The organism is Nostoc sp. (assembly GCF_036917555.1).
Taxonomy (GTDB): Bacteria; Cyanobacteriota; Cyanobacteriia; order Cyanobacteriales; family Nostocaceae; genus Nostoc.
The window spans coordinates 351204-364167 of record NZ_JBALDD010000063.1; the positions used below are offsets into that span (position 1 = coordinate 351204).

Sequence of the window (12964 nt, forward strand, 5' to 3'; positions counted from 1 at the left end):
TGGGTAAAAATTTTATAGCTAGCGATCGCAGTAGTTTTAAGAGTAACAAAAATAGTTGTAGCGCCCTAAGATAGTTTTTGGATTAGTCTCCATTAATACACCTCAAATATTTAAGATTTACTCGATAAATTTACTCTTAATGAAAACTGTATTTGTCAGAGTGTTTTTTGGTAATAGAATTAGCATTTTGTTCTGAAATTTCATAGTAATTATTGACAATGAAGCTTATTCGCACATTGATTGAAATCTTCTGATTGTCAAGGTTTCAAGGCTTCAAACTGTCAAAAAACGGTTGCTATCTTTGAGAAAAAACTTATGCACATTGATGATGTTAATAACAATATATTGTCAAATAAACGGCTCAATGTCACTTCAATCTCCTCATTAGATAGCTTGAATACGAAAGATGACTACGGTCTCAACTTCAGCAGACGTAGTAGCTATAAATCAGCCGATGCTGATGTCCAGTTGCTAAACAAAGATGAATCTGAAAATAGCAGTAACGCTACTAATACTTTTAGCACTCAAAATTATAACCCCACTAATGGCTATGGCTTGATTAATGGAGCAGCAGCAGTGGCTAGAACTATTGGTCAGAAGACCTTTGCTGATGTTCCCGATCTTGGTGGCAATAATTGGGGAGCAGACCTGGTTAAAGCACCGGAAGTTTGGGCACATGGATACACAGGAAAAGGCGTTATTGTCGCTATTGTCGATACTGGAGTTGACTACAACCACGAGGATTTAAAAAATAATATCTGGACGAATAGCAAAGAAATTGCGGGTAACGGTATAGATGATGATGGCAATGGCTATGTTGATGATAATTACGGTTGGAACTTTGCCAATCAAAACAACAACACTTTAGATGACAACGGTCATGGTACTCATGTTTCCGGCACGATCGCAGGAGAAAATAATAACTACGGTGTCACTGGTATTGCCTACGATGCCAAGATTATGCCTGTCAAAGCTTTAGATAGCTCTGGCTCTGGTTCCTATAGTTCCATATCTAAAGGTATTCGCTACGCTGTGGATAATGGAGCTAATGTGATTAACCTCAGTTTAGGAGGCGGATCTTCTAATCGCACTCTAGAGTCAGCCATTGACTATGCCAGCAGCAAAGGAGTGATTGTTGTCATGGCAGCAGGTAATGATGGTGGCTCATCACCAGAATATCCCGCCCGCTATGCATCCAAGTCGGGAATCGCCGTTGGAGCAGTAGATAAGAATAATAATTTGGCCGACTTCTCTAACCGCTCTGGAACAAATCAAATCGCTTACGTTACAGCTCCAGGAGTCAAGATTTATTCATCAGTTCCGAATAATCAGTATGCAACTTATAGCGGCACATCTATGGCTGCTCCCCACGTTGCTGGTATCGTTGCCTTGATGCTTAGTGCTAACCCCAACCTGACTGATGCCCAAGTACGTCAGATTGTTACAGAAACCGCAGGAAATAGTACACAAACTACAAGCTCTAGTTTGAATCTTTCTAATGTCAGTTCTCTAGCAAGTCGGGTGATTGCAGAAACCGCAGTAAATAAGACACAAACTACAAGCTCTAGTTTTAATAGTTCCAATTTTGGTTCTCGAATCGGTCAGGCAATTACAGAAACAGGAAAATCTCTAACACCAGAAACTACCACCAGTTGGAATAATTCTGATTTTAGCCCTGCGACCGATCAGGCGATGCTTAAGACGGGCTACACCTACGCAGAAACTACAAAATATCTGACATCAGCCGCAGATAATAATGGATTAGCCAATCCAGAATTATGGTCGCAATTCCAAAACTATGAGAATAATTTGAGCAGCATCAACGTGAATAGCAATGAGGATGAGAATAATCTCGATTTTGGCAAACGACTAGAGGAAATGCAAAAACAAATAGATCAGTATAGAAAATTCTTGGGTATGACTTGAAAATTATAGCGATTTGCAGTCGAGTTCAATACTCCTCGGTTAAGAAAATCAACCAACTCGCTCATCAGTCGTGAATGAATGTAAGGGTTTAACAAGCTAAATCCTTACGTTTTTAGGCGTAGGTTGTGCGATACATAAGTTGGAATGAGGTTTTTGTAACAGAGCGGCGCTGCAAGCATTGCAACGAGTTTTTAATCAATTGCACATTAGTGCTGACAAAATCTAAAGATAATGTTAAACTTTACAGAACTTCATTAAATCTTAACCAAGCAGTTAACAGCTAGTTAATGCTAATCGTTAAGCAGGACTTTCCTCTTAATTGGAAACGTAATTAGTATGCTGAAGGACTACAACAATTGGCACCTTGAAACAGATAGAGGCTACCAACAGCAAAAAGCGCTTAAACGATACAGATACCTTAAAACTTTGAAAAAGTCCGAACTGACCTTAGATGACGAAATTTTAATTGAAAATTTTAGTACTGCATTCCAATTGTGGTTTTTCCCCGTAACAGTGCGAACACTGGAGTGACTTGCTACTATTAATGACTTTGCAACTTTGGCTAGCACCTGATATTGTAACTGACAATCTTCTCCTCTGGCAAAAGTCAGAGGTTAAAATGACCTCAAGACGGGTTTCTTAGGCAATGGGTGTGTAGATTGTCAACTTAGTGCTGCTGGGTCATTTTATCATAGGTTAGTCTAAACTCCAGTTGTGAAGATGAAGAAGATAACGGAGCGATCGCTCATTTAACAGACTTTCCTACCTAACGGAAAATGCCTCATTGAACCGCCGTGTCACAGGCTCAGTGATGAATGTCAAAATTGACTTTTTACGAGTGACAATTTCACCTGTAGCAGCCATCCCTGGTGTAAATTCTACTTCTTGACCTCGAACATTCACTGCGTGTTTATTTAGCTTAATTCTCGTCGGAAAAACTAAACCCAATTCTTTATCAGCAATTGCATTTGGACTGACTTGCATAACTTCGCCATCCACAATGCCAAATTCTTGGAAGGGAAAAGTCGCCATTTTCACTTTTGCCTTCATTCCTTGACGAATAAACCCAATATCGCGGTTGAGAACTTTTACCTCTAGAAGCATTTCTTCCCCTTCCGGCAAAATTGACAGCAATTCTTCACCCGATTGTACTGGCCCCTTGGTGGCTTTGACTTTATAAATTGTACCGGCTACGGGAGCCTCAATCGTTTCTAAAGCTTGTTGCTTCCTCGCCTGCTCTAATTGACCTTGAACTGTTGTCAGTTCTTCTTTACGCTTATTAAACTGCGTTAAAATTTCGCTTTGGCGTTCTGATGCTACACGCTGGGCCTGACTGCGTGCAGCGTTGTAAGCTTGCTGTGCTTGGCGAATTTCCTGGACTTGAGCAGCAATATCTTTTTCTAATGATGTGGCTTTATCTTGAGCCTCTGTGATTCTATTCTGGGCATTGATGACTTCATCTTGCGCTTTGGTGATTTCTGTCTTTGCGCGAGTTAATCTTTCTTGAGCATCCAGGTAATCGACACGAGGTACAGCGCCAGGAGTAATTAGAGTGCGTAAGCTTTTTTCTCTTTCTTGAGCAAGGGCTAAATTACTTTCAATTTTAATTCGGATGCTATCTGCATTGACAAGGTTGGTTTGAGCATTCCCAAAGCTACTTTTGGCATTAACTAAGTTGTCTTGCAATCGAGTCAAGCGGACTTTTGCTTGATCGATGAGTGCTATTTGGCGATTTGCTTCTGCTTCAGCCGCAGCTTGACGCGCTTGGAAGTCTTGCAGGCGAGAGGTTAAAAGTTCATCTTGCAGTTTCGTCCCAGTAGTTTTAACTCCGGTGCGTTCTGCATCCAAACGTTGCAAATCGTCTTGAATCAATCTAGTAGATTTGGCTAGACGAGAAACATCGGTTATTTGCAAGTCTGGATCTTTTTGAATCAGAATTTGACCTTTAGTAACGCGATCGCCTTCTTGCACTTTAACAGCGACAATTGACCCTCCACCCAAAGATGTCACAGGTCTTACCTGTGTAGAAGCAATTAATTCCCCCGGCGCTGTTGCTACTTCATCTATTTGCGAGAAGTACGCCCAAGCGATCGCCCCAAATACGATGGCGCTCATCGTTCCCGCTAATAATCTAGTGTACAGGGGTGGCAATTCCTGTACCGCCTTCCCTAATTCATAAGTAAGTTGTTCCTCTGGTTGGGCGAATCGCTCTTTTGTCTGACGTGCTTGAGCAGCATTTACCATATATTTTTGTCCTTTGTCATTAGTCATTTGTCATTTGTCATTTGTCATTTGTCCTTAGTTATTCACTAATGACCAATGACTAATGACTAATGACTATTCAAACTGCTAAATAGCGCCGCAAAAAACTTTCTAATGTCTCTAATTGGAAGTTAAAAATCGCCTCTAAATTGGCAATTTCATCTTTTGTGCAGAAAAATTCATTTGCTAGCAATGTGCGATAAGTTCCCAAAGCTTTTTGGATTTGGGGATTAAATAAACCCAATGCACTCTGTAACCCATCAATCACAAATAGAGGTGAGTTAATTATTACTGGTTCTTTAGCGAAAATCCGACCAAAAATCCGGGGAATATCTTCTCGTAATAAAATCTCCGGTCCTCCGACGGGTAAAATCTGGTTACGAGCGCCTTCAACTGTCACAGAATCCACTACTATCCTTGCCAAATCATCAGTACTGACAATTGAGGTACGGTTTTTGCGATCGCCAGCAAGCAGATACAATCCCGTTTCCCGAAATCGTTCTACTAATGGCAGCAAGTTAGATGCTAATCCAGATGGGCGCAAAATAGTGTAATTTAAGCCACTAGCTGCCAAATATCGCTCTACTGCTCGTTTAGCTTTGAAAACGGGAGCGTCTTCATAACCGCGATCAACTCCCAGTACAGAAATGAAGACAAAATGCTCTACACCATTGGCTTTCGCCTGGTCGATGAGTTCAATATTAGCGCGGTAATCTAAAGATAGGGCATCGCTATCAGAACCGTGGGCGCTGATAATATAGCGCACACCCTGACTAGCTTTCTGAATATCCTTTTCCTCTAACAAGTCACCAATGAAGATTTCTGCACCCCGGTGTTCTAACTCGCTGTAGCGCGAGGTAAGGCGGACAAATGCCCGCACAGACTGTTCTCGTTGCCGTAGGAGTCGCACAACTCTGCGACCAATTCCTCCCGTTGCTCCAGTTATCAGAAACATATAAATACCTAAATTGAATAGTTACAGCGTTTATAGTTGTCAAAATACTCAATATATGCTCAAAATCCATTGAGCAATACTTAAATAGAGATATGAGCATATTTTTATACTTTGTTACCATGCTCAAGATATTTTCATACCAATAAATCACACCTTATTCATTTTAATACTTTAAAAATTATCCCCTATATCTTTGTAGATGCAGGAGATAGAGTAATGGGATGAGTTTTACTGGCTCAACAAGTCAATAGCTTGTTCAAGCGACATCTTAGCCTTGTGCTTCAGCAGGTTCTCCTGGTCATATCGGTCAGGATAGCTCATTTTCTGCCCTCTAAAGTTATCCAAATTAGTGCTGCTTGCTCATCTGTGGGTAAATTCATCTCATCTATAGCAGAACTGATTACCTGGATAGCGTTAAAGTTAGAGAATTTTAAGCCTTTACCTTGCTTCATTTGTTGCAGCGCTAAAAGTGGAAATGCCATCAGAGTTACGATGTACGAGGTTTTGTATCCTGTATTCCCAGTTGATTTGATGCCGTATCTACAACACAAGTCGCGTAATTCTTTAATAGTCTTGATTTCAAGTTCGGAACGCGTGAACATAAAATAGTAGTGTCCATTTTTGAAATTGGATATTGGTGGTTGTACTTCCGGCAAGTTGTAGCAACCATCAAAAAACAATCTATTGTTTTGGCACCAAGTAAATAAAACCTTATTTATATTTCTCAATAATGCCTAATCCTAAAGGGAACCCACAAAATTTACAACCAATTAAATCAAATAGAGAAGAATCATTAACAGAGAGAATTAACCTACGCATTACCAAGACTATGAAGGAAGAACTATCCACCAAGGATGATCCTCCAGAATTTTGCCGTCGTGCAATCCAGGAAGCATTAGATAAGGATAAAGAGAAGTAATCTCAAAGGGAATGAAGGGGTTGAAGTATGAATGCCAAAGAGTTGTTGCAGCGATATGCTGTTGGGGAGAGAGATTTTACTGGAGTTAAGCTGCCAAGAGTTCGCTTGCTGGACGTGAATCTTAGCAGGGCTATTTTCAGGGAAGCCGATCTAAGTAACGCTAGTCTGGATTGGACTAATCTCAGTTATGCCGACTTGACTATGCCAACTTGAAGGGAGCGCCTCTCGGTGAAGCCGCTTTGACAGGAGCTAATTTGGAAGGGGCTGATTTGAGTGAAGTTGTTTGCGGTCAAACTGGTTTCTTTGATGCTAATCTCAGTCATGCCAACTTGAAAAGAGCTATTTCGACGGAAACATCTTTTGACGATGCCAACCTCAGCCATGCTGATTTGAGAGGAGCCAGTTATTTTAGTATTAATAGTTGCAAGGGAGCTACTTTTAATGAAACCATTATGCCTGATGGCAGCATCAGAAGCGATGGTATTTGAGGTGAGAATACCTCATAAAATAAGCGTTTCATAGGTAGCTAAAAGTGCAACTTTCCAAAAAGTATTCCCCACATCTTTGTTGATGCGGGGGGAGTAGTAGTCCCATTTAAGAGTTATGAACTCAAAATACTTTTGCAATTAACTTTTTTACTTGTCGCTTGTAGGACAAGCAACAGACTTTTCTCCTGACCAATCTGTAAGAGTATTTTCATCTTTATAATGCCGGGGAGTTTTCAACAGCAAATACCAAGCTTTCCCAGCATCCAATAAATTAAAGGTTTCAGAATAGTGAGTTTCTAACAAATCCCTAACCAGAACATAAAAGTCAGAGTTCATTCCTGGAAAAATATGATGTTCAGTGTGGTGAGAAAAATTTAAATGTAACAGGTCAAGTATTTGATAAACCCGGAGAGACATACTATTAATCAGTGGATCGTTAACGCTAGTCATCCGACAAAGTAAATGATTTGTATAAATATAAAAAATTACTCCAGCATAACCAATTGCAATCGGTAAAAAGTAACCAAGGATAAGTTTTATGGGTTCAAATTGTAAATAGATTATAATACTCAGATGAATCATTATCATCATCAATAATTCCCCTGCGATCGCTCGACGATTTTTAGGACTGACTGTAAATGCAGCAGGAACATAATCAACAGATTTATGATTGAAAAATAGGACAGATGTCAGATTGCGAAAAGTATGTACTCCCCAAGCAGAAGTCAATCCCACTATCAACCACATAGGATTGACTTCAGTTGAAGGTACAAATAAGTCCTGAATCCATTTTCCCCAGGTTGAAGATTGTTCATATAAGTAATTGCGATCTGGGTCGCCAAAATCATTAGTGTGATTATGATGTACTCTGTTATGAACTGCTTTCCATAACGTTGGTGGCATCCACAACATTGTTAGCCCTAGAAAGCTAATGATATAGATTAATCGGGGGTTTTTAATGACGCTACCATGCATCAAATCGTGGGTGCTAAATAGTAAGACAACCACGCTATTGCCCATAATGATGCTTAAAGGTAGATAAAGCCATAAAAGATATGGCGACCAAGAATCTAACCGCGCTGCTATCATCCAGCCTAAAATCAAAATTGCCAGATTAATGAACAAGATAATTAACTTACTTGGATCGGCGAGAAATGCTTCAGGTGGTATCAGGGAACGTAATTCTTTCGCATATATTTTCTGGTGAATAAGTGTTTGATCGGTACTAACATTCATAAATAATTTTCAGGTAGATAATTGAACTGGGTAGAGTTTTGCGGTAAATTGTAGCGTTTTTCAACTAGAATAATTGAATTCACAAGTAGGTAAGTATCTAAATCGTAACACAAAATATTTTTGCAATAGACCTCTTGCATAATTTTGGCATTGCCTACACGTCTTCTTCAGAATAAATTCTGTGGCTCGAAGTGAAAGTTATCTAAAGCTAAATAAAATTATTTTTTACCCACATTTCTAGTTAGAGACTATTAGTATCTAAACTTTAGATTAGTAGGTGAGAAGTTTTTTATTAAAAAATTTAGTCTCTATTTTCTAATCACTAAAGTGAGGTACACCCGTAGGGGCACGGCAATGCCCAGTGGTGTCAACTTAAAGTGAAATGGACGGTTAGAAACCGCACGCCAGGTGCTTCAAGTCGGGCATTGCCCGCCCAACGCACTGGCTCGTCTACACAAACAAAACCCACCTTCATGGGTTTCAAAACTTTGATTTTCTGTTAGTCCGCAGCGGACGAGAGCCTGTGTAGCCGCGAATTCCATGAGCCTTGGCTTAAGTTGACACGTATGGGCAATGCCGTGCCCCTACACCCCACGATATATATAATCTTGTACCGCATCTGAATGAGAACCGCTATATTAAAAACCCTTGATACTAACTTGACCAAGTACTATAAAATAGTCTGTTAAATAAAAGGTTTCCCAATTTTCAATCCCCCCACATCTTTATAGATGCAGGGGGACTAATAAAATAACCCACGATTTGGATTTTTGATCAATTTTTGGGCAGTATTCACCGATTAATCCCATATACGGCAGGTGCGATTGCACTATTTATACTTTGTGCAAGCAGCCCACCTCAAAACTATTCAGATGCTTTGTTATTAGCTCTATTAGCACGTGCCTCAGCTGAAGTCATGACCTCATCGAAATTTTCTAGCACTTCGCCAGGAAAGTTTTCCAAAACTCTGGTAGAAAGAGCAACCCGCCCTTTACCCTCATCCAAGTCAATAATTACAGCTTTAATTGGCTGACCAACTTGAAATACTTTTTCTAAAGAATCAATAAATTTTTGACTTACTTGCTTGATATGAAGTAAGGCACTCATCCCACTTAAATCGACAAATACACCAAAAGGTTTGATGCCAGTAACTTTACCTTCCACCAGTTGACCTAGTTCTAATAAGCTGAAGTTGCTAGAACGAGTTGCTAAACGCTGGGAAAGAATGAGTTTGTTGGTGTTACGATTAATTTCCAAAAAACCCACAGTCAGATTTTGACCTTTGAGTGCTTCTAAATTATCACGCTCTGCCAAGTGCGATCGCGGAATAAATCCCCGCAAAGAAAGAATATCGACGGTAACACCACCTTTATTCACACCCATAACCCGTACTTGTACAGTCTGAGCATTTTCCTGCATTTCGGTCAGTCGTTCCCAGATGTGCTGAATTTCCAACTGCTTTCGGGAAAGGGTAACTTGCCCTTCTGCATCCTGATCTCGGATAATCAAAAACTGCATTTCCTCTTGCAATGGCAGCACCTCTGATAAATCGGTAACTGCTCTCAAAGAAGCCTCATCGCGCGGCAGAAAAGCTGACGACTTACCACCAATATCAACATAGGCTCCATCATGGTCAAGTTGGAAAACTTTGCCATGTACAATCTGTCCCTTTTGAAATTGGTAGTCGTGTTTTTCTAGTGCTTTAGCAAAATCGTCCATTGTAAAGGGCGAATTGGCTGTTTGAGAAAGTTTCGATTCGGAATTCATGACTTTTGAAGATTAGTTATTATTTGATATGGTGCAACTGAAGTTTAGATTGTCATTTGTCATTTGTCGTTTGTTATTCACCAATAACCAATGACTAATGACAAACTTGGCTGCGTATGCTTCAGTTTAGTTGACCAAAGAGTTGTTTCACTTGCTCCCAAGCATCGGCCGCAGCTTTAGGATTATAACTGGCACGATGGTCACAGAAAAATCCGTGATCAGCTCCATCGTAGCGAAACACACGATGAGGAATTTTATATTTTTCTAACTCTGCTGCAATCTCATCTACTTGTTCGGCTGGGATGCTAGCATCTTCTGTACCAAAGAAGGCATAGAGAGTACCTGATATTTCTCTGGTACGGGTGACAGTAGGAGCGCCACCTCCTGGTGTGCGGGTGGTAATTCCAGCACCGTAGAAGGAAGCTGTAGCTTTAATATCTGGCAAAGTAGCTGCAAGATATGCGACATGACCGCCAAAGCAGAAGCCAATACAGCCAAAACCATCTTTTTTCACTTGAGGCAGATTTTTGAGGTAGTCAATTGCTAATTGAATATCGCTCAATAACTCTGAGGCTTGAGTTTGCATAGCGTAGCTTCTGCCGATTTCAATATCTTCGGGTGTGTATCCGGTTTCAAAGCCAGGAGCAATCCGTTGAAAAAGGGCAGGTGCTATCGCTACATACCCAAGTTTGGCAATCCGTTCTGTAACTTCCCGAATGTGAACGTTGACACCAAAAATCTCTTGTAATACTACAACTCCTGGGTAAGAACCAAATTCTTTTGGTTCTGCAAGATTTGCAGACACTTGAATATTATCTTGCAAAAGATTAACCGTTGTGGTAATTGTTGCTTGCTCTGTCATAATAATTTTTACCAGTGCTGTGTGATTAGCCGTGTGTTTATTTGATATAACTATGCCAGTATGCCCAGCTTTTTTCTAATTAAATTATTAATTACTAATAGTGAGTGCATTAGAAATTTGTATCAGAACAACTTTATATATAAATAAAATATTCAAGATGTAGCAAATGCATTTGGACACCGAAAGAGTGCTGAGTAGGCAAGCAACACTTAATACTCAAACCTCAGCGCTCAAAACTCAACACTGGCTAAACGCCCCGCTACTGCTAACAGCACTTAGTATTAAGGAGGCTTGGTGATGATTCAATTCCGTATTCAGCCAGACAGCGAAATTCCTGCATCAACCCAGCTGTTTAATCAAATCCGATTTGCGATCGCTTCTCGGCAATATCCTCCTGCTTACAAATTACCAAGCACACGGGCGCTGGCAATGCAAACGGGGTTACACCGTAATACCATAAGTAAGGTTTACCGTCAACTAGAGGAAGACGGATTTGTTGAAAGTATGGCTGGTTCGGGTATTTATGTTCGTGCCCAAGGTCATGAGGGCGGTAGTAGGCTGCAATCACCAATTCTCAAGCAAAATCCTGATGCCTATCAAGTTGTCCAGCAAGCACTTGACGAACTGCTCTCCCAAGGATGTTCACTGAATCAAGCTAGAGAGCTATTTTTAGCAGAAATTGACTGGCGCTTGCGTTGTAGTGCGCGGGTACTGGTTGCAGTTCCATCTTATGATATGGGTGCTGGTGAGTTAATGGTGTATGAATTAGAACGATCGCTAAAAATCCCAGTCCAGTTGGTAGCGATGGAAGAATTAACAGCTGTACTAGATAAAACTACCTCTGCGACAGTAGTCACAAGTCGATATTTTATCAGTAATGTAGAAGCGATCGCAGCTCCAAAAGCTGCACGAGTAATTCCTCTCGATATCTACGACTACAGCAAAGAACTCAACTTATTGAAAACCCTACCAAAAGAAAACTGTGTTGGTATAGTTAGCCTTAGTTCCGGGATTGCACGAGCCGCAGAAGTTATCCTCCACGGTTTGCGGGGTGATGAATTATTGGTGATGACTTCGCAACCAAAAGATGCCTATAAACTTCAGGCTATGGTTAAACGAGCTGAGGTCATCATCAGCGACCAAGCCAGTTTTGCGGCAGTACAAGCAGCTGTGCAAGCCTCTGATGAAGATATTATTCGTCCACCAAAGCTGATTAAGGTTGAAAATTATATCGGCGCTAACTCGATTAACTTGCTAAAACGAGAACTGGGTTTAAGTTAATCTCAAGATTAATTCTACCAACATCTTTGAGAGCAACTGATACAGGAGGGATGGGATAGTGCAGATTATGATTGTAGGCGCAGGCCCAACAGGTGTAACCCTTGCCCTGCTCCTTGTGAAACGTGGTATTACTGTAACCTTAATTGAAGCAGCAAAAGACTTTCATCGTGTATTTCGCGGTGAAGGATTAATGCCCAGTGGCTTAGATGCCTTAGAGGAAATGGGTCTATCGGCGTTGTTGGAATATATTCCCCATCGGCAACTTGACGCGTGGGAATTCATTATCGGGGACAAGCAGTTGTTTCGAGTTGATGAACCAATGGGGGCAACCCGACCCTGTACACTGGTTTCACAACCACCACTGCTCAAAGCACTGATTTCGGAAGCTCAAACCAATGATAGGTTTGAATTTATCCAGGGTGTTCCTGTCAAGGATTTACTGTGGAGTAATCAACGTGTCGCAGGTGTGGTACTGAGCGATAGCAGAGAACTTACTGCTGACTTAGTGATTGGAGCAGATGGTCGAAATTCCCTTGTGCGACAACGTGTAGGATTGGAATTGGTACGCCAGCCTAAAAATATTGATATTCTTTGGTTTAAACTTGCCACCAGCCCTGAGTTTGCAGCCGATAATGTGTTTCGTATTATTTTAAATGGCGATCACGCATTTAGCATCTTTCACGGAGCAGAATCAGGAAAACTGCATCTGGCTTGGGTGATGTCCGCAACTGAAAACACAGACTGGAAACAAACCAACTGGGCAGAGATTTTTGCCTCACTATCACCCTCATGGCTAGCAGAGCATTTTCGTAATTATGCAGACACCATCGAATCCCCCATTCGGCTTTCTGTGGTGGTCGGTTATTGTCCACAATGGCACGCACCAGGGGTACTGCTTCTGGGTGACGCTGCACACCCAATGTCTCCTGTCCGCGCTCAAGGAATTAATTTAGCACTGCGTGATGTGATTGTCGCCGCTAATCATCTTGTACCCTTGTTGCACAAAGAAACTGGACACCAGGATATTGACTTGGCATTATCGCATATCCAAGCGGAACGGGAGCCAGAAATTATCCGCGCCCAGCAACTCCAGTTACAGGAAGCTAAACAAGGCGAACTACTGCGAAAAAATGCACTACTGCGTTCGCTGTTGATTCAACTTGCTCCCTTGCTCCGTAAAATAATTCAAAAGTCTTGGTTAAAGCGACAATATGAAATGCGTCAAGGTATCACACAGGTACACTTAACTGTTTAAAAAACCGCTATCA

12 protein-coding genes are annotated in these 12964 nt (G+C 41.1%); 6 read left to right on the forward strand and 6 right to left on the reverse strand.

Features of this window, described 5'->3' with window-relative positions:
• The first annotated feature begins 315 nt into the window (after positions 1 to 315).
• Positions 316 to 1926, forward strand: a complete 1611-nt coding sequence (locus V7K60_RS24055; RefSeq protein ID WP_334929022.1) for a S8 family peptidase — start codon at positions 316 to 318, stop codon at positions 1924 to 1926.
• Positions 1927 to 2688: 762 nt separating this feature from the next.
• On the opposite strand, the gene V7K60_RS24060 is transcribed toward V7K60_RS24055, so the two are convergent.
• The 3 genes from V7K60_RS24060 to V7K60_RS24070 form a co-directional block, all read right to left on the reverse strand.
• Positions 2689 to 4197, reverse strand: a complete 1509-nt coding sequence (locus tag V7K60_RS24060; RefSeq protein WP_334929024.1) for an HlyD family efflux transporter periplasmic adaptor subunit — start codon at positions 4195 to 4197, stop codon at positions 2689 to 2691.
• A gap of 70 nt (positions 4198 to 4267) precedes the next feature.
• A complete protein-coding gene (locus tag V7K60_RS24065; protein WP_334929026.1) occupies positions 4268 to 5143 on the reverse strand; it encodes an SDR family oxidoreductase in 876 nt (291 codons plus the stop codon).
• Between the two features lie 317 nt (positions 5144 to 5460).
• Complete coding sequence (locus V7K60_RS24070; protein WP_334929028.1) at positions 5461 to 5745, reverse strand: hypothetical protein; 285 nt, start codon at positions 5743 to 5745, stop codon at positions 5461 to 5463.
• A gap of 128 nt (positions 5746 to 5873) precedes the next feature.
• Here V7K60_RS24070 and V7K60_RS24075 point away from each other — a divergent pair, with 128 nt between their 5' ends.
• The 3 genes from V7K60_RS24075 to V7K60_RS24085 are packed head-to-tail and all read left to right on the forward strand — an operon-like array spanning position 5874 to position 6550.
• Positions 5874 to 6062: a hypothetical protein gene (locus V7K60_RS24075; protein WP_094341361.1), complete on the forward strand. Its 189-nt coding sequence runs from the start codon at positions 5874 to 5876 to the stop codon at positions 6060 to 6062.
• A 27-nt stretch (positions 6063 to 6089) separates the two neighbouring features.
• Positions 6090 to 6275 carry a pentapeptide repeat-containing protein gene (locus tag V7K60_RS24080; RefSeq protein ID WP_334929030.1) on the forward strand — a complete coding sequence of 62 codons (186 nt, stop codon included), beginning with the start codon at positions 6090 to 6092 and terminating at the stop codon, positions 6273 to 6275.
• Positions 6272 to 6550: a pentapeptide repeat-containing protein gene (locus tag V7K60_RS24085; RefSeq protein WP_334929032.1), complete on the forward strand. Its 279-nt coding sequence runs from the start codon at positions 6272 to 6274 to the stop codon at positions 6548 to 6550. The genes V7K60_RS24080 and V7K60_RS24085 overlap by 4 nt, the downstream gene beginning before the upstream one ends.
• Positions 6551 to 6697: 147 nt before the next feature.
• Here the strand turns inward: V7K60_RS24085 and V7K60_RS24090 are convergent, their stop codons facing one another.
• The 3 genes from V7K60_RS24090 to V7K60_RS24100 all read right to left on the reverse strand — a co-directional run bounded on the left by V7K60_RS24090 (position 6698) and on the right by V7K60_RS24100 (position 10415).
• Positions 6698 to 7786, reverse strand: coding sequence for a fatty acid desaturase family protein (locus V7K60_RS24090; RefSeq protein WP_334929034.1), 1089 nt, complete (start codon positions 7784 to 7786; stop codon positions 6698 to 6700).
• A gap of 864 nt (positions 7787 to 8650) precedes the next feature.
• Complete coding sequence (locus tag V7K60_RS24095) at positions 8651 to 9553, reverse strand: S1 RNA-binding domain-containing protein (protein ID WP_334929036.1); 903 nt, start codon at positions 9551 to 9553, stop codon at positions 8651 to 8653.
• A gap of 121 nt (positions 9554 to 9674) precedes the next feature.
• Positions 9675 to 10415 (reverse strand): dienelactone hydrolase family protein, encoded by a 741-nt coding sequence (locus V7K60_RS24100; RefSeq protein ID WP_334929038.1) that lies wholly within the window; start codon positions 10413 to 10415, stop codon positions 9675 to 9677.
• A gap of 297 nt (positions 10416 to 10712) precedes the next feature.
• Here V7K60_RS24100 and V7K60_RS24105 point away from each other — a divergent pair, with 297 nt between their 5' ends.
• Both V7K60_RS24105 and V7K60_RS24110 read left to right on the forward strand, forming a co-directional pair.
• On the forward strand, positions 10713 to 11696 hold the full coding sequence (locus V7K60_RS24105) for a GntR family transcriptional regulator (protein WP_334820367.1): 984 nt from the start codon (positions 10713 to 10715) through the stop codon (positions 11694 to 11696).
• A gap of 55 nt (positions 11697 to 11751) precedes the next feature.
• A complete protein-coding gene (locus V7K60_RS24110; protein WP_334929405.1) occupies positions 11752 to 12951 on the forward strand; it encodes an FAD-dependent monooxygenase in 1200 nt (399 codons plus the stop codon).
• The last annotated feature ends 13 nt before the right edge of the window (positions 12952 to 12964 follow it).